This window comes from Actinoplanes sp. G11-F43, assembly GCF_050589265.1.
Lineage (GTDB): Bacteria > Actinomycetota > Actinomycetes > Mycobacteriales > Micromonosporaceae > Actinoplanes.
The window spans coordinates 83,287-105,282 of sequence record NZ_JBNZCE010000011.1; the positions used below are offsets into that span (position 1 = coordinate 83,287).

Genomic DNA, 21,996 nt, shown 5'->3' on the forward strand with positions numbered 1-21,996 from the left:
ATATTTCAACCATCCAGACGACGTCGTACGGCTGTGAGCAGGTCGTTGGCCGTGAAGGGTTTCTCCAGCAGCGCTACGCCAGGATCCAGGGTCCCCTGCGACGCCAGTACCGGCTGGGCGTACCCGGACATGTAGAGCACCCGTGTGCCCGGCCTCACTACGACGAGCCGTTCGGCCAGCTCCTTGCCCAGCATCCCGGGCATCACCACGTCACTGACCAGCAGATCGATCTCCCCGTCGTGCCGGGCGGCCAGTTCCAGCGCCTGCACCCCGCCCTCCGCCGACAGCACCCGGTACCCGGCCCCGCTGAGGATCCGCCCGGCCACGTCCCGCAGGGCGTCCTCGTCCTCGACGACCAGCAGGGTCTCCCCGCGGGCCCCGGTCCCGGCCGGCTCCTCCGGGCTCGGCGCCACGGCGACCGGCTCCCCGGCCGGCAGCAGCACGGTGATCGTGGTGCCGATCCCGACCTCGCTGGTCAGGGACACCTCCCCGCCGGCCTGGGTGACGATGCCGTAGACGGTGGCCAGCCCGAGTCCGGTCCCCTCGCCGCTGCCCTTGGTGGTGTAGAACGGCTCGAACGCGCGCTCGGCCACCTCGGCGGTCATGCCCCGGCCGGTGTCGCTGACCCGCAGCACCACCCGGTCGCCGAGCAGTGCCGTGCCGATCTCCAGCCGGCCGCCGCCGGGCATCGCGTCGCGGGCGTTCTGGGCCAGGTGGATCAGCATCTGTTCGAGCTGGCCGGGATCGCAGGTGACGGTCGGCAGGTCGGGGCCGGGTTCGACGGTCAGCACGATCTGGTCGCCGACGGTCCGGCGCAGCATCTCCCGGGTCTCGGCGATCCGGCGGTTCAGGTCGACCGGCTGGGGGCGGACCACCTCCCGCCGGGCGAAGGAGAGCAGCTGGTGGGTGAGGTCGGTGCCGCGCTCGCCGGCCCGGACCACCTGGGCGGCGTCGGAGGCGATCATCGCGAGGTCCGGCTGCTCGGACTGCGCCTCCTCGATCACGAAGTGCGCGTAGTTGAGGATCACCCCGAGCATGTTGTTGAAGTCGTGGGCGATGCCCCCGGCGAGCTGGCCGAGGCTCTCCAGGCGGCGGCTGCGGTGGGCGTGCGCCTCGGCCCGCAGCCGGTCCTTCTCCTGTTCGGCCCGGAGCCGTTCGGTCACGTCCCGGACCACCGCGACGGCGAGCCGGCCCTGGGCGGTGTCGATGACCGTGGTGGACGACTCGACGGGTAGTTCGGTGCCGTCGCGGCGGCGGACGGTGGTCACGATATGGCCGATCGAGCCCGGTTCGCCCTCCAGGATCCGCCGCTGCCGTTCCGGGTAGTGGGCGGTGGAGTCGGCGGTCAGCAGCACCTCGACGGACTGGCCGACGAGTTCGGCGCGGGGCCAGCCGAACATCTGCTCGGCGCGGTCGTTGGCGAGCACGATGCGGCCGCCGTCCAGGACCAGGATCGCGTCCGGTGCGGCCTGCAGCAGGCCACTGGACAGCTCCTCGGACCACTCCACCCTTCACCCCCGTGGCCTCAGGCTACGAGGCCGTACGGGCACGGGGGTGCCGGACGGGCGAATCCGGTCAGCGGCGGGCGAGCAGTGCGCGCCGCATGTCGTCGTCCCAGTCCTGGACCACACGGTGCAGGATCTGGTTCAGGCCGGGCGTCGCGAGCAGGCCGGCGGCGAGCTGCCGGGTCCGCTCCGAGACGAGCAGTGCCGGGTACGCCGAGATGGCGATGTGCTCGGCGCTCATCCCGCCCCGGATCCGCAGCATGCCCGGCATGTCGGCGAAGTAGCGCTCGGCGTACGGGGCCAGCAGGTCCAGCTGTTCGGGCTGCCAGAAGCCGCTCGCGGTGAGATCGGCCAGCCGGTTGGAGAGGGTGCCGTCGCCGACGATCGCGGTCCAGGCGGCCTCCTTGGCGGCGGCGTCCGGGCGGGCGGCACGGCAGCGGGCGGCCCACTGCTCGCCGGTGGCGCTGCGGTCGTTCGCCAGCTCGGCCTCGATCACCTCGGCGCCGATCTCGCCCAGGATCGCCAGCCGGTAGTGGATCAGCCAGCGCAGGTCGGCGTCGACGGCCAGCCCGTCCGGCACGTTCGCGCCGGCCAGCCAGCCGCGCAGCCGGTCGGCGTCGACGGTCGCGCCGATCAGGCCGCGGGCCGCGGCGAGCTGCCGGGAGTCGCCGGCCGGGGCGACCGCGAGCAGCCGGTCGGCGGCCTCGGCGAGGGTGGCCAGGACGGCCGGCCGGGTCTGCGCGGTGGTGTACCGGTCGACCAGGCCGCGGGTGGCCCGCAGCACGTCCTCGATCACCGCCACCTCGGATTCGGCGGGCAGCGCGGCCAGCACCAGGCCGGCCAGTTCGGTGACCGGGCGTTCGCCGTCGACCACCGAGTCCAGCACCGACGCCCAGATCACCGCGCGGGCCAGCGAGTCGTCCAGGCGCGGCAGCAGCTCCGGCACGGCGGCCGCGGAGTCCTCGTCGAGGCGGATCTTCGCGTACGTCAGGTCACCGTCGTTGAGCAGCAGCAGATCGGCCGCGGGCTGCCCGGTCAGCGCGGTCAGCACGGTGCGCCCGGTGGCGGCCAGTTCGACGTCGTGGCGGGCCCGCAGCACCACGGTGCCGTCGGCGGTCCGGTCGTAGAGGCCGACGCCGATCCGGTGCGGGCGCGGGGTGGGGTACGCCTCGGGGGCGGTCTGCACCACGGCCACCTCGGCGTAGCCGGCCCCGTCCCGGGTCACCTCGGCGCGCAGTGTGTTGACCTGGGCGCGGCGCAGCCACACCTCGGCCCAGCCGGACAGGTCCCGGCCGCTGGCCTCGGAGAGGGCGCCGAGCAGGTCGGCGAGCGTGGCGTTGCCGTACGCGTGGGTCTTGAAGTGGTCGTTGAGCCCGGCCAGGAACGCCTCGTCACCGAGCCACGCGACCAGCTGCTTGAGGATCGCGGCGCCCTTGGCGTACGAGATGCCGTCGAAGTTGAGCAGCGCCTCCTCGGTGTCGCGGACCTCGGCCGGCGCCACCGGGTGGGTGGAGGGACGCTGGTCGGCGCGCAGCCCCCAGGCCTTGCGCTGCATCGCGAAGGTGGTCCACGCGCCGGTGAACCGGGTGGCCTCGGCGGTGACCCGGGAGCCCAGGTACTCGGCGAACGACTCGTTCAGCCACAGGTCGTCCCACCAGGCCATGGTGACCAGGTCACCGAACCACATGTGGGCCATCTCGTGGGCGATGACGTTGGCCCGGCGTTCCCGCTCGCTCTCGGTGACCGCCGAGCGGGGGATCAGCTCGTCCCGGAAGACGACCAGGCCCGGGTACTCCATCGCGCCGAAGTTGAACTCCGGGGCGAACGCCTGCTGGTACTGCCCGAACGGGTAGCGGACCTCGAACATCTCGTGGAACCGGTCCAGCGACTGCCGGGTCAGTTCGAGGATCTCCGGCGCCTGCTCGTCCAGGTGCTCGGCGAGGGAGGCCCGCGCGTACAGGGCGAGGGGGATGCCGTCGTGTTCGGCGGTGACCGCGTGGTACGGCCCGGCGATCAGCGTGGCCAGGTAGGTGGAGATCCGCTTGGTGGGGGCGAACTCCCAGCGGCCGCCGTCCCGGGAGATCAGCACGCCGTTGGTGGCGACCAGCCACTCCGGCGGCGCGGTCACGCTGACCCGGAAGACCGCCTTGAGGTCGGGCTGGTCGAAGGCGGGCAGCACCCGGCCCGCGTTGTTGATGAAGACGTGCTGGTAGAGGTACGTGTTGCCGTCCGCCGGGTCGACGTAGCGGTGCAGGCCCTCGCCGTCGTTGCGGTACCGCATGGTCGCGTCGACGACCAGCTCGTTCTCCTCGGCCAGGCCGGTCAGCTCCAGGCGGTCGCCGGTCGAGGCCTCCGCGGGGACGGCCACGCCGTTCAGGGTGATCGAGGCGACCGCGGCGGGCTCGAACTCCAGGAAGGTGGCGGCGCCGGCACGGGCGCGGAACCGGACCACCGCGCGGGATCGGAAGGTGTCCCCGGAGCCGGTCAGGTCCAGGTCGACATGGTACTCCTCGACGTCGACGAGGGATGCTCGCTCGACGGCTTCGGCACGGGTGAGGGTGGGCATGCCGACCATCATGCCGTTCCGGCTCCGCAGGCCGGGTGCCGGGCGGGGTACGCTGGGCGACATGCGCGCGCTGTGCACGAACTGGTGGCTGCCCTGACGGGGCGGCTCACCCACGCGCGACTTCCTTCCGCGGCCGTCCGACTCCGGGCGGCCGTTTCGTGTTCTCACGTCTCCCGGGGCAGGGCGGTCTCCCGTACCCAGTCTGGAGATCTGAAATGACGACCACCCGCCGCCTGACCGGCTTCAAGCCCACCGGCCACCTGCATCTCGGGAATCTGCTGGGCGCTCTGCGCCCGCTGCTCGCCGCCCAGGCGCACACCGACTCGATCGCGATGATCGCCGATCTGCACGCGCTGACCATGGATCACGACCCCGCGCGGGTACGGGCCCTCACTCTCGAACAGGCCACCGTCCTGCTGGCCGCCGGGGTCGACCCGGACCGCACCCCGATCATCGTGCAGTCACAGGTCCCGGAGCACACCGAGCTGCACTATCTGCTGGAGTGCGTGGCCGGGTTCGGTGAGGCGGCCCGCATGATCCAGTTCAGGGAGAAGTCTGCCGGCGGCGGTCACGTGCGGCTCAGCCTGCTCACCTATCCGGTGCTGATGGCCGCCGACATCCTGCTGCACGACATCGATCAGGTGCCGGTCGGTGAGGACCAGAACCAGCATCTGGAGCTGGCCCGCACCCTCGCGACCAGGTTCAACACCCGCTACGGGAAGACCTTCACGGTGCCCGAGGGGGTGCGCCCGGAGGCCGCCGCCCGCGTGATGGACCTGGCCGAACCGTCCGCCAAGATGGGCAAGAGCGGCAGTACCGGGCGGATCGCCCTGCTCGACCCGCCGGAGGTGGTGCACCGGACCATCGCCCGCGCGGTCACCGACGAACTGGCCGTCGTCCGCCGCGATCCGGACCGGCAGCCGGGCGTCACCAACCTGATCGACATCCTGGCCGCCTGCTCCGGGCGGGCGCCGGGTGACGGGCACTCCTACGGCAAGCTGAAACGGGAGGTGACCGACGCGGTGGAGGCGCTGCTCACGCCGATCCGGGCGCGGCACGCCGAGCTGTCCGCCGACCCCGGGCACGTCCGCGAGATCCTGGCCGCGGGCGTCGCGGCGGTCCGTCCACGAGCGATTGCCGCGGTACGCCGGACCCGCACCGCCCTGGGCCTACTGAACTAGCGCCGGCAGCTGTTTGACGAAGGTCACCCGGTCCGGGGCGGCCGACCGGACCGGCCGGTAACCGGACGACTGGAACAGGGCGATCGCCGCGGGCTGCCCGGACTCCAGCTCCAGCCGGAGCACCGGCCGGTCCACGGCGAGCGCCTCCTCCTCGACCGCCACGATCAGCTGGCGGGCCAGCCCCCGGCCGCGAAAGGCGGGACGCACATAGATCCGCCGCACCTCGGCCTCGCCCGGGCCCAGCGGCCGCCACGTGGCGCACGCCACCGCCCGGCCGTGCACCACGCCGACCAGGTGTTCGGCGTCGTCGTGGGGCTCGAATATCCGGCTCCCGGCCCGGAGCCCGGCGTCGGCCAGCTCCCGCTGCGCGGCGGTGGCCAGAACGCCCAGTTCCGGGTCCAGGGAGGTTCGGAATTCGATCAGCACGACGGTGACTCTAGGTGACGACCGTTTCCGGCGGGTTGCGCTGATCTGGCCGTCCGCCTATTGGTCGGTGTCCTCATCGAGGTCGTCCTCGCTGACCAGCACCGGCAGCTTCGAGTTGGTGACCGTGCTGACCGTGCCGTCGGCCGCCATGTGCACCATCTCGTCGTCGTTGCGGATCCGCCGGGCCTTACGGGCCGCGAGCCGCTGCGCCGCCGACGGGCGGGTGTCCAGCTCCTCCAGACGGGAGTCGGTGCCGCGCGGGCCGGAGACGTACTCACCGGCGTTGGGCGCCCAGTCGAACTCCCGCAGCCCGATCCGGACCGGGCTGCCGGTGACCGCGCCCGCCTTGCCCAGGGCGGTCTCCACCCCGAGCCGCTCCAGCCGGTCGCCGAGGTAGCCGATGGCCTCGTCGTTGTCGAAGTTGGTCTGCCGCACCCAGCGTTCCACCTGGGTGCCCTTGACCACGAAGACGCCGTCCTCGTCCTGCTCGACGGTGAAGCCGGTGTCGTCCACCGCCCGGGGGCGGATCACGATCCGGGTCGCCTCCTCGACCGGCTTGGCCGCACGGTAGTCGGCGACCATCTTGGCCAGGGCGAACCCGAACTCGCGCAACCCCTCACGGGTCATCGCGCTGATCTCGAACACCTGGTAGCCACGGGCCTCCAGGTCGGGGCGGACCATCTCGGCCAGGTCGCGCCCGTCCGGGATGTCGACCTTGTTGAGCACCACGATCCGCGGCCGGTCCTCCAGGCCACCGTAGGCGGACAGCTCCGCCTCGATCGCCTCCAGGTCGGCGAGCGGGTCACGCTCGATCTCCGGGGCCGCCGCGTCCAGCACGTGCACCAGCACCGAGGTCCGCTCGATGTGCCGCAGGAACTGCATGCCCAGGCCCTTGCCGGTGGCCGCGCCGGGGATCAGGCCGGGCACGTCGGCGATGGTGTACGTCTCCTCACCGGCCTGCACCACACCCAGGTTCGGCACCAGGGTGGTGAACGGGTAGTCGGCGATCTTCGGCTTGGCCGCGGACATCACCGCGATCAGCGACGACTTGCCGGCCGACGGGAAACCGACCAGGCCGACGTCGGCGACGCTCTTCAGCTCCAGCACCACGTCCAGCCGGTCACCCGGCTCACCCAGCTCGGCAAACCCGGGCACCTTGCGGCGGGCGTTGGCCAGCGACGCGTTGCCCCGGCCACCCCGGCCACCCCGGGCCACGGTGAACTCGGTGCCGGCGCCGACCATGTCGGCCAGCACCTCGCCGTCCTCGGTCTGCACGACGGTGCCGTCCGGAACCTTGAGGATCAGGTCCCGGCCGGTCGCGCCGTCCCGGTTCGCCCCGGCGCCACCGCCGCCGCTGTTGGCCTTGATGTGCGGGTGGAAGTGGAAGTCCAGCAGGGTGTGCCGCTGCGGGTCCACCACCAGGGTGATGCTCCCGCCGTGCCCGCCGTTGCCGCCGTCCGGCCCGCCGAGCGGCTTGAACTTCTCCCGGTGCACGGAGGCACAGCCGTGCCCGCCGTCACCCGCCTGCAGGTGCAGCACTACCCGGTCGACGAACGTGGTCACTTCGACTCCCACTTCACTTCCTGTGTGGTGACGTGCGGCTCGATCCTCACCGCAACTCACCACAACTCTCATGAACGTGGTGAGTTGCGGTCCGATCCGCACCACAACTCACCACGCGAACCCGAGCCAGACGACCCGTGGCGACTTACGGTCCGATCCGCACCACAACTCACCACGCAAACCCGAGCCAGACGACCCGTGGCGACTTACGGTCCGATCCACACCACAACTCACCACGCGAACCCGAGCCAGACGACCCGTGGCGACTTACGGTCCGATCCACACCACAGGTCACCACGCGAACCTGAGCCAGACGTCACGTGGCGACTTACGGTCCGATCCGCACCACAACTCACCACGCAAATCCGAGCCAGACGACCCGTGGCGACTTACGGTCTGGTTCGCACCACAGGTCACCACGCTACGTGTGTAAAACGACAGCGGGNGCGGGCCGTGGACCCGAGGTCCACGGCCCGCTGTAGAGAAAACTACTGCGCGATCGGCACGATGCTGACGGTCTTGCGACCACGCGCGGTGCCGAACAGGACGTTGCCCGCGGCGAGCGCGAACAGCGTGTCGTCGCCGCCACGGCCGACCAGGTCGCCGGGGTGGAACTTCGTGCCCCGCTGGCGGATCAGGATCTCGCCGGCGTTGACGAGCTGGCCACCGAACCGCTTGACGCCGAGTCGCTGGGCAGCGGACTCACGGCCGTTACGCGAGCTGGATGCACCCTTTTTATGAGCCATGGCGCGCCTACTTCCCGGTCTTGATGCCGGTCACCTTGACGCGGGTCAGCGGCTGACGGTGCCCCTGGCGCTTGTGGTATCCGGTCTTGTTCTTGAACTTGTGGATCCGGATCTTCGGACCCTTGGTGTGCTCGGCGATCTCGCCGGACACCGTAACGTTGGCAAGCTTGGCCGCTTCGGTCACCAGGTTGTCACCGTCGACGAGAAGCACCGCGGCCAGGGTCAGAGCGTCGCCGGGCTGCCCCACGAGCTTCTCAACCTCGATCACGTCGCCCTCGGCAACCTTGTACTGCTTGCCGCCGGTCTTGACGATCGCGTACATCGACGCGGACTCCCTGAGACTTACGCAGCCGCATGGCTGCTGGCGGATGTTGCTGAGAATCCGGCGGCCACTCAGGTGTTGCTGGAGCGCGCACGGAACTCACGCCGAAAAGGCGCCGTCGGAAAGACTACTTCATCGCAGGGCCGAGACCCAAACCAGGGCCGTCACCCGCGCCCACAGGCCTTGTCCAGGGTGCTCTTCAGCTGCGCCAGCTTCTTGTCGTCGATCTTCGTGACGTCCCCCTTGAGCGCTGTCACCTGGGCACCCATCGTGGCGAGGGCCTTCTTCACCGCCGGGTCGCCGGCCAGCTTCGACATGTCCAGCAGCGCGAAGGAGAAGTTCTCCACGTCCCGGGTGGCCTTCTCCCTGGCCCGCGCCTTCGCCTCCGCACCCTCACCGGCCGCCTGGGCCAGCAGCCGGGAGTCCTCGGCGACGGTCTTGCCGAAACTCGCACTGGTCCGGCCCGCCTGGGCACAGATGGCCTCGGTGTCCTCGGAGAGCGCGGCGTCGGTGGGCTTCTCGGTCTGCCGCGCCGACTCGGCCACGACCGGATCCGGCGTCTCGGACCGCGCGGAGGTCACGCCACCGGCGGCGGCCGGAGTGGCGGCCGGGGAGCCCGGGTCGGCGCCGCCTGAGCAGCCGGTCAGGAGCGCGGTGGTGATCGCCACCGCGACGAGGGCAGGAGTACGCATAGCCGGTCTCCTCGGGGGACAGGGATCGATCCCGCCGAGGGTAACGGAAGAACCGGCCCGGCAGTTAACTTTCTTTACAAGTAACTGCCGGGCCGGTTCACACAGCTCAGGGCCGGGTACGCCGGCGCGCGCCGCCCCGCCTCGACCGGCGCCGGGTGCCGGTGCCGGCACCCACCGCGTCGTCGTCCTCGTCCTCGTCGTCGTCGGCCGCGTCCGGGTCGTCCGCCCCGGCCAGCCGCATCGGCTCCGTCTCGGTCCCGTTCGAAGCCTCGGACCCGTACGAGCCGTTGGGCTCGGCCGGCGCATCGTACCGGGACAGGTCGTAGCCGCTCATGTCGTAGTCGTCGTCATCCGAGGTGGTCAGCACCGGCTGCACCCGGCGGACGATCCCGGACCCCGCGACCGGCGCGGGCGGAGCCACCGCGGCGGGCGGCGTGACCGGAGCAGCGGGCGGCGTGACCGGAGCGGCGGGCGGCTCGGCCACCGGCGGCACCTCGGCCACCTCAGCGGCCGGACCGGCCTCCTCGACGGCCACCGGCTCGGCCGGCGCGGCCACCGCCTCGGCGGGCGGCGCCACGACCTCGGCCACCGGCGTCACGGTCTCGGCCGGCGTCTCCACCGGCGCGTTCTCCGCCCCACCACGGCGGCGCCGCGACCGGGACGAGGACTGCGCCGGCTGCTGCTGGACCGGAGCCTCGGTGCGGACCGCCGCGGCGACCACCTTCACCTGGCCGCCGGCCGCGTTGCCGTTGTTGCCGCCGCCCCCGCCACCGTTCGACCGCTTCTCCGGCACCGGCTCCGGGTGGATGATCAGACCGCGGCCCTTGCAGTGGTCGCAGTTCTCGCTGAACGCCTCCAGCAGGCCGGCGCCGATCCGCTTCCGGGTCATCTGCACCAGGCCGAGCGAGGTGATCTCGGTGACCTGGTGCTTGGTCCGGTCCCGGCCCAGGCACTCGGTCAGCCGGCGCAGCACCAGCTCCCGGTTGCTCTCCAGCACCATGTCGATGAAGTCGATCACCACGATGCCACCGAGGTCGCGCAGCCGCAGCTGGCGCACGATCTCCTCGGCCGCCTCCAGGTTGTTGCGGGTGACCGTCTCCTCCAGGTTGCCGCCCGCACCGGTGTACTTACCGGTGTTGACGTCGACCACGGTCATCGCCTCGGTGCGGTCGATCACCAGGTGGCCACCGGACGGCAGGAACACCTTGCGGTCCAGGCCCTTGAGGATCTGCTCGTCGATCCGCCACTCGGCGAAGACGTCCGCCGCACCGGTGTGCCGCCGCAGCCGCTCCACCAGGTCCGGAGAGACCGAGTCCAGGTAGTTCTCGATCTCGCCGTACGCCTGCTCGCCCTGCACCACCAGGTCGTTGAAGTCCTCGTTGAAGAGGTCCCGGACCACCCGGATCACCAGGTCCGGCTCCTCGGACAGCGCCCTCGGGGCGTTGCCGTCGGCGGCCCGCGCCTGGATGTCCTCCCACTGCGCCTGCAGCCGCTTGACGTCACGCGCCAACTCGTCCTCGCTGGCGCCCTCGGCCGCGGTCCGGACGATCACCCCGGCGCCGTCCGGCACCAGCTTCTTCAGGATGTCGCGGAGCCGCTTGCGCTCGGTGTCCGGCAGCTTCCGGCTGATCCCGGACGCGTTGCCGTTCGGCACGTAGACCAGGTGCCGGCCGGAGAGTGCGATGTGGCTGGTCAGCCGGGCACCCTTGTGCCCGATCGGGTCCTTGGTGACCTGCACCAGCACCGAGTCGCCGGAACGCAGCGCCTGCTCGATCGAGCGGGCCCGGCCCTCCAGCCCGGTGGCGTCCCAGTTGACCTCACCGGCGTAGAGCACCGCGTTGCGGCCACGGCCGACGTCGACGAACGCCGCCTCCATGCTCGGCAGCACGTTCTGCACCTTGCCGAGGTAGACGTTGCCGACCATGGTGCCGGACGTCGACCGGGACACGTAGTGCTCGACCAGGATGCCGTCCTCGAGCACCGCGATCTGGGTACGGTCCGCCTTCTGCCGGACCACCATCACCCGGTCGACGGCCTCGCGGCGGGCCAGGAACTCCGACTCGCTCAGGATCGGCGGGCGGGTCCGGCGCTGCTCCCGGCCGTCCCGGCGGCGCTGGCGCTTGGCCTCCAGCCGGGTCGAGCCGGACACCCCCTGCACCTCGTCGGAGCTGCGGCGGGGCTCGCGGACCCGCACCACGGTGTGCACGCCGTCCTCGATGCCACCGGTATCGGAGTCACCGCTGGAGCCCTTGCGACGCCGGCGGCGACGGCGGCGGGTGACACCGTCACCCTCGCCGTCCTCGCTCTCCTCGTCGTCGTCGCCGTCCTCGGCGGACGCCTCGGCGCTCTCCTCGGTGTCGCTCTCGTCACCGTCGGCGTCGTCGGCCTCGTCGGACGGGCCCTTGCCACGTCCACGGCCCCGGCGGCCCCGGCGACGGCGGCGGCGGCCGGCGGCGCCGTCCTCGTCATCGTCGTTGTCGTCACCGTCGCCGTCCTCGACGTCGTCGGCGGTCTCGTCGGCCTCCTCGAGGACCGGCTCGGCCTCGGTGATCGCGGCCTCGGCGGTCTCCTCGGCGGCGCCCCGGCGGCGGCGACGGCTGCGGCGCGAACCCTCGGCCGGCTCGGCGGCGACCACGGTGGTCTCGGCCTCGGTGGCGGTGGCGTCGGTGCCCGGCTCGGTCACCGGCGCGGCCGGGAACTCGGCGGCGGCGACCGACGGCGGCTCGGCGACCGGGCGGCGGCGACGGCTCGCCGGGGCGGCCGGCGCGGCCTCGGTGGCTTCCGGGGGCATGAAGAGTACGGCGGGCGGCAGCGCGCCACGGCGGGAGCGGGACGGGCGGGCCGGCTCCTCCTCGACGAAGTCGTCGTCGAGCGGCAGGATGCCGACGACCGGGACGGCGGTGGCCCGCGCGGCCGAGGCGGCCTGCACGGCGGCGTCCTCGACTAGGGCGGCCTCGTCCTCGTCCTCGGCGACCGGCTCCTCGACGACGGCCGGCTCGGGCGTCACCGTCTTCGCGGCGGGCTCGGGGGTAGCGGCCGGCTCGGGGGTCACCACGACCTCGGCCGGGACGTCGGCCGGAGTCGGGTCCTCAGCCGGCGTCTCCAGCAGCGAGGGCTGCTCAGCGACGGGCTCCGCCTTCTTCCGGCGGGCCCGGGTGGCCTTCTTCACCGGCGCGACCGGAGCGTCGGCGACCTCGGCGGCCGGACCGTCCGGGGTCTCCGTGGCGGCCGGGGCCTCCACGGTCTCCTCGGCCACCGGCTCCACCTTCTTCCGGCGGGCCCGGGTGGCCTTCTTCACCGGCGCGACCGGCTCGGCCGGAGCCTCAGCCGGGGCGGAGGCATCGGCCGGAGCCTCGGCGGCCTCCGGGGGTGGCGCTACCGCTTTGCGACGCGGGGCCCGCGTCCGGCGAGCGGGGGTGGTACCGGCGGCGGCGTCCGCGGGTGGAGTGGTGACTCCATCCCGTTCACCGCCCTGATCTCCCAGGTTGACTGGGGGCTCGTTATCGAGCATGGGGCGCTCTCCAGTTCTCGGCGACCCCGGGCGCGGGTGAGCGCTGCCACGCAGGGTCGCTGCAAAGTTTTTCGGGCCCGGCCGGCTGGGCCGGGCTTACCGAAGTCTGCCAACGAACACGGGCCGATACTTCCGGCTAGCGTTCTCCGATGCCGACATCCCCGCGATCCGCGTCCAACGGATCGACGATCTCCCCCTGCGCGGTGAGTGTGCCCTGGGCCAGCCGGGTCACCCGTGGGGGCACCGGCGGCTCCAGGCCGGCCACCACGCGCAGGCCGGAGAGGACGTCATCGGGCCGAACGGCGGGCGTTACCTGCCGTACGACAAGGTCGATTATCGCACACGGTACCGCAACGGCCCCGGAAGGTAGGTCCGGCTCATCTGTCACCGCGCACCGGGACACCGCGGCGCGGGCGTCGAAACTGCGCTTGCCCTGCTTGGTCATGCGCTCCACCAGGACTTCCGGCGAGTCGAGGAACGCGGCCACCGCCTTCTCGGCCTCGTCGGGCCCGATGCCGGGCAGTTCCAGACGCCAGTGCGAGGCGTTGATCCGGTCGGCGAGGCTGCCCTCACTCGCGATCACCGCCTCCAGCACGTCCAGTCCCGGGGAGAGCGCGGCGTCCAGCGCGACGCGCAGCTCCGCCGGGTCGACCGGGGCCTGCAGGCCGATCTCCAGGTACTCCGCCTCGCTGCCGACACCGGTCGGGGCGGCACTGGCGTACGAGATCTTCGGGTGCGGGGTGAATCCCTGGGAGAAGGCGATCGGTACGGCGGCACGGCGCAGCGCCCGTTCGAAGGCACGGGCGAAGTCCCGGTGTGACGTGAAGCGCAGTGGGCCGCGCTTGGCGTACCGGAGGCGGATCCGCTGGACGACCGGGGCCTGGCCGCCGACGGGTTGGTTCTTCGGAGGAATCGTCGATCTCCTAAGCGGGGACCCGCAAGCTTTTCACGGGTGTCAGGGGAAGAAGCTTCTTGCCGGTCGGGCCGATCTGGATCTCGGTGTCCATCGACGGGCACACGCCGCAGTCGAAGCACGGGGTCCAGCGGCAGTCGTCCTGCTCGTACTCGCTCATCGAGTCCTGCCAGTCCTGCCAGAGCCAGTCCTTGTCGAGGCCGGAGTCCAGGTGGTCCCAGGGCAGGACCTCCAGTTCCTCGCGCTCGCGGGTGGTGAACCAGTCCAGGTCCACCCCGAACTCGGGCAGCACCTCGGTGCTGGCCTCGACCCACCGGGCGTACGAGAAGTGCTCGGACCAGCCGTCGAAGCGGCCGCCCTTCTCCCAGACCCGGCGGATGACCTTGCCGACCCGGCGGTCGCCGCGGGACAGCAGGCCTTCGATCAGTGACGGCTCACCGTCGTGGTAGCGGAAGCCGATCGCCCGGCCGAGCGAGCGGTCGCTGTTGATCGCGTTCTTGAGCATCTTCAGGCGGCCGTCGATGACCTCCGGCCGGTCCATCGGCGCCCACTGGAACGGGGTGTGCGGTTTCGGCACGAATCCACCGATCGACACGGTGCACCGGATGTCCTTGGTGCCGGCGGCCTCCCGGCCGGCCCGGATCACCTCGTGCGCCATCTCGGCGATCTCCAGCACGTCCTCGTCGGTCTCGCTGGGCAGGCCGCACATGAAGTACAGCTTCACCTGGCGCCAGCCGTTGGAGTACGCGGTGACGACCGTCCGGATCAGGTCCTCCTTGGTCACCATCTTGTTGATGACCTTGCGGATCCGCTCCGAGCCGCCCTCCGGGGCGAAGGTGAGACCGGTCCGCCGCCCGTTGCGGGACAGCTCCTGGGCCAGGTCGATGTTGAACGCGTCGACCCGGGTGGACGGCAGCGACAGCGACACGTTGGTGTCGGCGTACTGCTCGGCCAGGCCGGAGCACATGTCACCGATCTCGGAGTGGTCGGCGCTGGAGAGCGAGAGCAGGCCGACCTCGCTGTAGCCGGAGAACTCCAGGCCCTCCTTGACCATCTGGCCGACCGTGGTGATCGACCGCTCCCGCACCGGGCGGGTGATCATGCCGGCCTGACAGAACCGGCAGCCCCGGGTGCAGCCGCGGAAGATCTCCACGGCGTACCGCTCGTGCACCGTCTCGGCGAGCGGGACGAGCGGCTTCTTCGGGTACGGCCAGGCGTCCAGATCCATCGTGGTGCGCTTGGCGACCCGGAACGGCACGTCCGGCCGGTTCGGCACGACCCGCTGGATCCGGCCGTCCGGCAGGTAGTCCACGTCGTAGAACCGGGGGACATAGATGCTTTCGGTACGGGCCAGGCGCAGCAGCAGCTCGTCCCGCCCGCCGGGGCAGCCCTCGGCCTTCCACTCCCGGATGATCCCGGTGATCTCCAGGACCGCCTCCTCGCCGTCACCGAGCACTGCGGCGTCGATGAAGTCGGCGATCGGCTCCGGGTTGAAGCTGGCGTGCCCGCCGGCCAGCACGATCGGGTGCGTCTCGTCCCGGTCGGCGCTGTCCAGCGGGATGCCGGCCAGGTCCAGCGCGCTGAGCATGTTGGTGTAGCCCAGCTCGGTGGCGAACGACAGCCCGAACACGTCGAACGCCTTGACCGGCCGGTGGGCGTCGACGGTGAACTGCGGGACGCCGTTCTCCTTCATCAGCGCCTCGAGGTCCGGCCAGACCGAGTAGGTCCGCTCGGCGAGCACGTCCTCCTGCTCGTTGAGCACCTCGTAGAGGATCTGGACGCCCTGGTTGGGCAGGCCCACCTCGTACGCGTCCGGGTACATCAGAGCCCACCGCACGGTGGTCTCGTCCCAGTCCTTGACGACGGCACCGAGCTCGCCGCCCACATACTGGATCGGTTTGCTGACCCGGGGCAGCAGCTGCTCGAGCTGCGGGAAGACGGAACTCACGCTCATGAGGATCCAGAGTACGCGGCTACCCGTCGACTTCCTCGGTGGCCCGGTCCAGATCCGTCGTCAGCAGGTCGTTGCGGAACGCGCAGAGCTGGAGGGTCATCCGGGCGGCCCCGCGTTCGCCGACGACCAGGCGGATCGGCTTCCCCCGGTCGTCCAGGTCGCCGACGATGAAGTCGAGCAGCCGCACCCCGGCGCTGTCCAGGAACGAGACGGCGGTCAGGTCGATCACCACCGCGTCCGCCGTGGTGGTCCGGGCCACGATCGCCCGGCCGATGTCGTTGGCGTTGGCCAGGTCGATCTCACCCTTCAGATGGACGAGTTCGGCCACGCCCCGCCGGGAGAAGCTCACCCACTGGTCGGTCACCTGTCGTCCTCTCTGTGCCGGCGCATCGTCACCGTCGTCCCCTGGTGTCCCCGATCGAAGACCACCTCGTCCATCGACTCGTAGATCAGCTGCAGGCCCCGCCCGCGGGCGGTGTCGCTGCCCGGGCCGCGCCACCCGCCCCGGTCGGTCACCCGGATCTCCACCGTCCCGGCGCTGATCGTGGCGGCCACGTCGACCACCCCGAACGGGTCCTCCCGGTAGCCGTGCTCGATCGCGTTGGCCACCGCCTCGGAGCAGGCCAGCAGCACCGCGTTCAGGCAGTCGGTGTCGACCCGGTGGCCGGCCAGCCAGCCGCGCATGTCGGCGCGCAGCAGGGCGATCTGCAGCGGGTCGGCGCCGATCGAGCGTTCCAGCCGGTCCTCGGTGCCGAGGGTGAGGCAGAGCATGCACACGTCGTCGCCGTGGTCCTTGCCGACCAGGGTGTCGGCGAGTCCCGCGGTCAGGCCCTTGAGCGGGGCGTCACGCAGCCGGGCGTACTCCCGGGCGAGGATCTCGAATCCCCGGTCGATGGCCCGGCCGCGGCGCTCGATCAGCCCGTCGGTGTAGAACAGCAGGCGGCTGCCGGCGGCCAGGCGCATCCGGTGCTCGGCCCGGCGGCGGTCACCGGCCCGGGACCCGATCGGGGCCGAGCGGGCCTGCATCAGGTACTGCGGGGAGCCGGCCGGCTCGTGCAGCAGCGGTGGGAGATGACCGGCGCAGGCGTACGCCACCTCGCTGCTGAGCAGATCGACCTCGGCGTAGACCACTGTCGCCATCCGGGCCGACTCGACCCGCTCGCAGAACCGGTCCAGGCCCTCCAGCAGCCGGGCCGGGCCGTTCTCGGCCGACGCCAGCGCCCGGATCGCGCTGCGCAGCTGGCCCATCGTGGTGGCCGCCTCGATGCCCCGGCCGACCACGTCGCCGACCACCACGGCCAGTTTGTTCGCGGTGATCAGGAAGGCGTCGTACCAGTCGCCGCCGACCTCCATGTCCTGGGCGGCGGCCTGATAGTGGGTCTCCATCGCGAACCGCGGGTCGGAGCCGGGCACCGCGTCGGCGAGCAGGCTGCGCTGCAGGGTCCGGGCGATGGCCCGCTCCTGCTCGTACAGCCGGGAGTTCTCCAGCGCCAGCGCGGCCCGGTCGGCCAGGTCGGTGAGGAAGCCGTGTTCGGCCTCGCCGCCGCGCGGGTCGGGGATCATCCGGACGGCCAGCGTGCCCAGCACGTCACCGCGGACGGTGAGCGGCAGGACCGTACACCCGAGGCCGTCGCCGTCGGCCGCGAAGACCGGCGCGGCCGTCTCGATCGCCTCGGCGGTCCGGGCGTCCAGGCGCGCCTGGTCGGGGGCCGGGCCGCCGTGGTACTCGACCAGGCCGGCCGGGCCGACCTGGAGCCGCACCATCGCCCAGTCGGCGATCTCCCCGGCCACCCGCTCGACCAGCCGGCGGGCCCGCTGCAACAGCCGGTGTTCCTCGTCCAGCGCGCGGGTGACGTCGGCCAGGAACGAGGACCACCGCTCGCGCTGACGGGCCTCGTCGTAGAGCCGGGCCCGGTCCAGTGCCTGCCCGGCCTGCTGGCCGAGCAACCGGATCATCCCCGTCTCACTGTCGGTGAGGGCGCGCTCCTCCCGGAAACTGAACGCGAGGACGCCCAGCACCACCGGGCCGTCCTCGCCGTCGGACGGGCCGGTGGTCAGCGGCAGCAGCACCACGCTCCGGCGCTCCGACCGGCGCATCGACTCGGCCAGATCCGGGAAGTGCTCCTCGGCCTCGGCCAGGGTGCCGACCACGTGCAGGTCGCCACGCCGGGCCACCTCGGCCACCGCCCGGCTCGACGACCGGGGCATGTCGTCCCAGTTGCCGGTGGTCGGGTCGGTCGAGGTGACCGCCTCCAACTGGTCCCGTTCGGCGTTGACCAGGTAGATGCTGGTGCTGGCGGCCTGGAAGGCCGGTTCCGGGGCGCGCACCACCACCTCGGCCACCTCGGCCACGGTCGGCGCCGCGGCCAGGTCCGCCACGATCTGCTGGAGCACCTGGAGCCGCTGTTCCGAGGACTCCGCCGCGCGCCGGGCGTGCAGCAGCTCCTTCTCGTAGCTGCGCCGCTCGGTGGCGTTGAAGACCATCGTGCGGATGATCCGGGGCGACCCGGTCGGCCCCCGCTCCAGCACCGAGTTGACCAGGGTGGGCAGCCGGCGCCGGTCCGGGCAGACCACCTCGAGCGCGATCTCGTGCACCTCGCCCTGCATCTGCAGCAACGGTGCGTAGTGCGTCTCGTGGTAGATCTGGTCACCCGGAGTCAGCAGGTCACGGAACCGTTTGTGACCGATGAGGTCCGCCCGGGAGTACCCGGTCCAGGTCAGGAACGTCTCGTTGACCCGGACCACGGTGCCGTCCGGGAGCGTCGTCAGATATCCGCACGGCGCATGCTCGTACAGGTCCTCGGGATCGTCGTCCCAGGGCAATCGCAACTCTTGTGTCACGTCCGGCACGCCTGATTCACTCACGCCAATGCTCCGCCGATCATGCCCGCTGTCTTACAACCAGGACTTGATCGCGTCAACCGTTTCCTCGGGAGCACTCAGATTCGGGCAGTGCCCGGTCGCGTTCAGCGCGGTGAACGTGCTGCCCGGAGTGTGCTTGTGGACGTACTCACCGACCACCGTGGGCGCGATGACGTCATCCGCGCACTGCAGGATCAGCGAGGGCACCCGCAGTTTCGGCAGATCGGCCCGGTTGTCGGAGAGGAACGTGACCCGGGCGAACTTCTTGGCGATCGCCGGGTCGGTGCGGCAGAAGCTGTTCGTCAGCTCCTCCCCCAGCTCCGGGCGGTCCGGGTTGCCCATGATGACCGGGGCCATCGCGCTCGACCAGCCCAGATAGTTGCTGTCCAGCGACTCCAGCATCTGTTCGATGTCGACCCGCTCGAACCCGCCGACATAGCCGTCGGTCTCGTCGTCGATGTAGCGCGGCGACGGGCCGACCATCACGATCCCGGCGAACCGGTCCGGCTCCCGGTTCGCCGCCAGCACCCCGACCATCGAGCTGACCGAATGGCCGACGAACACCACGTCACGCAGATCGTGCTCGCGCAGGATGTCCAGGACGTCCTCGGCGTACCCCTCCAGGGTCCCGTGCCGGGCGTCACGGTAGGCCGACAGATCCGACCTGCCGTTGCCGACATGGTCGAACAGGACGACGCGGTGGGTGTCCCGGAACGCCGGGGTGACGAAACGCCACATGTTCTGGTCGCAGCCGTACCCGTGTGCGAACAGCATCGGGCGATGCGAATCGGCGCCCTCGATCGTCACGGCGTTTCTCTGCTTCGTACTCATGTGTCTGCGGCGCACACCCGAGCCCGCGGGGGCGCCCCTCCCTCCCTGCACGCGAATGATGTGTCACACACCAAGAACGTGACCCAGGGCACGATCCCGCCCTTCCGGGTCATCTGACGCCGGGTCCGGGTAACCATACGACTCCGGAGCGTTTCGCACATCGCCCTCCTTGTCCGCCATTCGTGTCCGGCGTCCCCATCGGGACACCCCGTCCCACTGGCGCACCCGGCCTAACCTGGGAAAGGAGTCTCATGTCCGGACCACGGGAGGAGATCGATCTCATGGCCGACCAGCAGCCGGGCGACACCACGCCGGCCGCCGGAATGCCCGACCCCACCCGGTTCGCCGGATCCGGCGAGGGTGAACCACCGACCGCCGACCTGCCCGGCCGATGGAGCGGAGCCGCGGCGGTCCCCGAGCCCGGTGGGCCGCGCCGCTCCCGGTTCGCCCGTGTCCTGGACAAATTGGGGGGTACGCGTCCAGCAGCGGCCGATCTCGACGACCGCACCGCGGTGCCGGCCGTCGACCCGTGGGCCGATCAGGACACTCCGGTCTGGCCGGGCGCCTACACCACCCCGGCGGCCGACCCCACTCTCTTCGACAGCGCACCGCCTGAGCCGACCCTCTTCGAGACGGCTCCGGCCGCCACCCCCGCGCCGTCCCGCCCGGCCGGCCCGCCGGCATCGACGACGGCCGGTCCAGGGGCGACGGCGGGCGATCCGGGGACAATGGCCGGCGGTTCGGGAGCGACGGCTGGCGGTCCGGGGACGACGGCGGGTGGTCCAGGGGCGACGGCTCCTCGCCGGCCGACCCTGCTCGAGCGGGTCCGGCGCGAAACCGAGCGGCTACGCCAGGAGTCCGCGGCCGGCCGAGGACCCGGGGTCGCCGGAGCTGCCGGAGCCGGAGCTGCCGGAGCTGCCGGAGCCGGATCCTCCCGGGCCGGTTCGGCTGCCGCCGGCACCGCCACCCGGGCCGGTTCTCCACCCGGCAGTCCCGCCATTCCGGCGCCCGGCACATATCCGCCGCCGGCTGGTGGCTCCGGCCTGCCCCCGATGACACGGCCGAAGTGGCGGGTGTGGGGTGAGCGGGCCGCGGCCGGCGGCCGCCAGGCCGCGACCGACGCCCCCGAGCGGCTCCGTTCCTGGGGCCGGCAGGCCGCGGAGAAGGGCCGGGCCCTCGGAGCCCAGGGCCAGAACCCGCCCCCGGGACAGCCCACGCCCGCCGCGGGCCGCCCGGTCACCGGCCGGGGGGCCCCGGCACCCGCCGCGTTCACCGGCCGGGGAGATCCGGCACCGGCCGGCACGGGCACCAGGCTGCGCCCGTGGAAGCGGAAACCCGCCCCGGAGACGGCCGCGCCACGGATCCCGGTCCAGTCACGGCCGCCGGCCCGGCCGTGGGCGCCCACGCCTCCACGGCCCCGGCGCCGGCTCCGCCGGTTGCGGCGGCTGGTGCTGGTCGTGGCGGTGGTGGTGGCGCTGTTCACCGTCGGGCCGTACCTTCAGCCGCACATTCCGGTGCTCAACCAGTACCCGGTGACCGCGGCCCTGCCGACCGACTTCTCCGACCTGTCGTTGCGGGACACCGCGGCCGGTCAGCGGGCCGCCGAGAAGTTGGCCGAGCAACTGTCCGGGGTCGGCGCGGCCGCGGACACGTTCGCCGGGATCTACGCGGACGGACGGGGCAAACGGGTCACCGTCTTCGGGGTGACCGGCTTGCGGCTGACTCCCGGCTCGGACGTGGCGGCCCAGCTGAGCCGCCTGTCCGGCACCCTGAACCTGACCGACATCCGGGACTTCGACACCGGCGTCTTCGGGGTGCACCAGCAGTGCGGCACCGGCCGCCTGGACGGCACCTCGGTCGTCGCGTGCACCTGGGCCGACCACGGCAGCCTGGCCACGGTCCTGCTCACCCGCCGCAACATGGACGAGAGCGCCGACCTGGTAACCCGTCTACGCTCCACAGTCCTGACCACCTCGGGCGGCACCCCACTGGTCTAGAGAGCAGTTCGTGTGCCGATTTCCGACTCGATCCGAGCCGGAAATCGGCACACGGTGTGGCCCTCCGAGACTGGACCGCCGGGCCTCGGCCATCGCATTCGGCCCGGCGGTCGCCGGTCGGCCCGGTGTGCCGCCCACCTCGCGCGGTGGCCACGGGGCACGTGGATCGGCGAGGAGTGGTAGGCGTACCGGATCTCAGGTGGGGTTTTCTTCTCGTTTCGGGGCGTACCGCGGGATGTACTCCTGCCCGGTGAGCCGCTGGATGTCCGCCATCACCTGGTCGGTCAGCTCGCGAAGGGCGTGCCGGTCGTCGGATCGACCGGTCGTCTCGATCGGCTTGCCGAACTTGATGCTGATCACCCCGCGCATCGGGCTGGGGTACAGCTGGCCGATCGGCTGGACCTTGTCGGTGCCGGTGACGCCGACCGGGATGATCGGCACCCCGGCGGCGACCGCGAGGCGGGCCACGCCGGTCCGGCCGCGATAGAGCCGCCCGTCCGGTGACCGGGTGCCTTCGGGGTAGACGGCGACCAGGTCTCCGCCGCGCAGGGCGGGGATGGCGGCGTCGAAGGCGGTGAGTGCGGCCCGCCCGCCGGCGCGTTCGACCCGGATGGCGCCGACTCCGGCCATCAACTGGCGGAAGAAGATCCCCTTGATGCCGGTACCGGTGAAATAGTCGGACTTGGCCCAGAACGCCAGGTGCCGGTCCATCACCGCGCCGAGGAACAGCTCGTCGGAGACGGACAGATGGTTGCTGGCGAAGATCGCACCGCCGGTCTGCGGTACGTGCTCGATGCCTTCGACGTGCGGCTGCCAGCCGGCCATCAGAACTTTGCCGAGCGTGAGCTTGCCGAACGAGTAGAGCAGCGGCAACTTCGTCCTCCGGGACGTAACGGGGCGCAGGAAATGGTGTGCTGTGAGGTTAGC

At 71.8% G+C, this 21,996-nt stretch carries 16 protein-coding genes; 2 read left to right on the forward strand and 14 right to left on the reverse strand.

Features of this window, described 5'->3' with window-relative positions:
* Positions 1 to 5 precede the first annotated feature (5 nt).
* Together ACQ0O7_RS12720 and pepN are read right to left on the reverse strand one after the other, a co-directional pair.
* Complete coding sequence (locus tag ACQ0O7_RS12720) at positions 6 to 1,508, reverse strand: hybrid sensor histidine kinase/response regulator (RefSeq protein WP_430782222.1); 1,503 nt, start codon at positions 1,506 to 1,508, stop codon at positions 6 to 8.
* Positions 1,509 to 1,575: 67 nt separating this feature from the next.
* Positions 1,576 to 4,071 (reverse strand): aminopeptidase N, encoded by a 2,496-nt coding sequence (gene pepN / locus ACQ0O7_RS12725; RefSeq protein ID WP_430782245.1) that lies wholly within the window; start codon positions 4,069 to 4,071, stop codon positions 1,576 to 1,578.
* A gap of 215 nt (positions 4,072 to 4,286) precedes the next feature.
* Here pepN and trpS point away from each other — a divergent pair, with 215 nt between their 5' ends.
* Positions 4,287 to 5,252: a tryptophan--tRNA ligase gene (trpS, locus tag ACQ0O7_RS12730; RefSeq protein ID WP_430782223.1), complete on the forward strand. Its 966-nt coding sequence runs from the start codon at positions 4,287 to 4,289 to the stop codon at positions 5,250 to 5,252.
* On the opposite strand, the gene ACQ0O7_RS12735 is transcribed toward trpS, so the two are convergent.
* The 11 genes from ACQ0O7_RS12735 to ACQ0O7_RS12785 all read right to left on the reverse strand — a co-directional run bounded on the left by ACQ0O7_RS12735 (position 5,241) and on the right by ACQ0O7_RS12785 (position 19,048).
* Entirely contained in the window at positions 5,241 to 5,678 is a 438-nt protein-coding gene (locus tag ACQ0O7_RS12735; protein WP_430782224.1) for a GNAT family N-acetyltransferase, read from the reverse strand. The genes trpS and ACQ0O7_RS12735 overlap by 12 nt on opposite strands.
* A 57-nt stretch (positions 5,679 to 5,735) precedes the next feature.
* On the reverse strand, positions 5,736 to 7,241 hold the full coding sequence (gene obgE, locus ACQ0O7_RS12740; RefSeq protein ID WP_430782225.1) for a GTPase ObgE: 1,506 nt from the start codon (positions 7,239 to 7,241) through the stop codon (positions 5,736 to 5,738).
* Positions 7,242 to 7,729: 488 nt separating this feature from the next.
* Entirely contained in the window at positions 7,730 to 7,987 is a 258-nt protein-coding gene (gene rpmA, locus ACQ0O7_RS12745; protein ID WP_430782226.1) for a 50S ribosomal protein L27, read from the reverse strand.
* Between the two features lie 7 nt (positions 7,988 to 7,994).
* Complete coding sequence (rplU, locus tag ACQ0O7_RS12750) at positions 7,995 to 8,309, reverse strand: 50S ribosomal protein L21 (RefSeq protein ID WP_430782227.1); 315 nt, start codon at positions 8,307 to 8,309, stop codon at positions 7,995 to 7,997.
* Between the two features lie 164 nt (positions 8,310 to 8,473).
* Positions 8,474 to 9,001 carry a hypothetical protein gene (locus tag ACQ0O7_RS12755; protein WP_430782228.1) on the reverse strand — a complete coding sequence of 176 codons (528 nt, stop codon included), beginning with the start codon at positions 8,999 to 9,001 and terminating at the stop codon, positions 8,474 to 8,476.
* Positions 9,002 to 9,107: 106 nt separating this feature from the next.
* The gene (locus ACQ0O7_RS12760; protein WP_430782229.1) at positions 9,108 to 12,512 is read right to left on the reverse strand and encodes an Rne/Rng family ribonuclease; all 3,405 of its coding nucleotides are present in this window, start codon (positions 12,510 to 12,512) and stop codon (positions 9,108 to 9,110) included.
* A 136-nt stretch (positions 12,513 to 12,648) separates the two neighbouring features.
* Entirely contained in the window at positions 12,649 to 13,374 is a 726-nt protein-coding gene (locus tag ACQ0O7_RS12765) for a TIGR03936 family radical SAM-associated protein (RefSeq protein ID WP_430782246.1), read from the reverse strand.
* Between the two features lie 61 nt (positions 13,375 to 13,435).
* Positions 13,436 to 15,379, reverse strand: a complete 1,944-nt coding sequence (locus tag ACQ0O7_RS12770) for a TIGR03960 family B12-binding radical SAM protein (RefSeq protein ID WP_430782230.1) — start codon at positions 15,377 to 15,379, stop codon at positions 13,436 to 13,438.
* Between the two features lie 19 nt (positions 15,380 to 15,398).
* Positions 15,399 to 15,743, reverse strand: a complete 345-nt coding sequence (locus ACQ0O7_RS12775; protein ID WP_430782231.1) for an STAS domain-containing protein — start codon at positions 15,741 to 15,743, stop codon at positions 15,399 to 15,401.
* Positions 15,740 to 18,244, reverse strand: coding sequence for a SpoIIE family protein phosphatase (locus ACQ0O7_RS12780; RefSeq protein ID WP_430782232.1), 2,505 nt, complete (start codon positions 18,242 to 18,244; stop codon positions 15,740 to 15,742). The genes ACQ0O7_RS12775 and ACQ0O7_RS12780 overlap by 4 nt, the downstream gene beginning before the upstream one ends.
* Before the next feature lie 30 nt (positions 18,245 to 18,274).
* Positions 18,275 to 19,048: an alpha/beta fold hydrolase gene (locus ACQ0O7_RS12785; protein WP_430782233.1), complete on the reverse strand. Its 774-nt coding sequence runs from the start codon at positions 19,046 to 19,048 to the stop codon at positions 18,275 to 18,277.
* Positions 19,049 to 19,323: 275 nt separating this feature from the next.
* Here ACQ0O7_RS12785 and ACQ0O7_RS12790 point away from each other — a divergent pair, with 275 nt between their 5' ends.
* Positions 19,324 to 21,069: a hypothetical protein gene (locus tag ACQ0O7_RS12790; protein ID WP_430782234.1), complete on the forward strand. Its 1,746-nt coding sequence runs from the start codon at positions 19,324 to 19,326 to the stop codon at positions 21,067 to 21,069.
* Positions 21,070 to 21,264: 195 nt separating this feature from the next.
* On the opposite strand, the gene ACQ0O7_RS12795 is transcribed toward ACQ0O7_RS12790, so the two are convergent.
* Entirely contained in the window at positions 21,265 to 21,942 is a 678-nt protein-coding gene (locus ACQ0O7_RS12795; protein WP_430782235.1) for a lysophospholipid acyltransferase family protein, read from the reverse strand.
* Positions 21,943 to 21,996 lie beyond the last annotated feature (54 nt).

Bases quoted from the DNA above. Each gene is read 5' to 3' on its own strand.
- pepN (WP_430782245.1), bottom strand. From the start codon at position 4,071: ATGCCCACCCTCACCCGTGCCGAAGCCGTCGAGCGAGCATCCCTCGTC.
- trpS (WP_430782223.1), top strand. From the start codon at position 4,287: ATGACGACCACCCGCCGCCTGACCGGCTTCAAGCCCACCGGCCACCTG.
- rpmA (WP_430782226.1), bottom strand. From the start codon at position 7,987: ATGGCTCATAAAAAGGGTGCATCCAGCTCGCGTAACGGCCGTGAGTCC.
- rplU (WP_430782227.1), bottom strand. From the start codon at position 8,309: ATGTACGCGATCGTCAAGACCGGCGGCAAGCAGTACAAGGTTGCCGAG.
- ACQ0O7_RS12755 (WP_430782228.1), bottom strand. From the start codon at position 9,001: ATGCGTACTCCTGCCCTCGTCGCGGTGGCGATCACCACCGCGCTCCTG.
- ACQ0O7_RS12760 (WP_430782229.1), bottom strand. From the start codon at position 12,512: ATGCTCGATAACGAGCCCCCAGTCAACCTGGGAGATCAGGGCGGTGAA.
- ACQ0O7_RS12770 (WP_430782230.1), bottom strand. From the start codon at position 15,379: ATGAGCGTGAGTTCCGTCTTCCCGCAGCTCGAGCAGCTGCTGCCCCGG.
- ACQ0O7_RS12790 (WP_430782234.1), top strand. From the start codon at position 19,324: ATGTCCGGACCACGGGAGGAGATCGATCTCATGGCCGACCAGCAGCCG.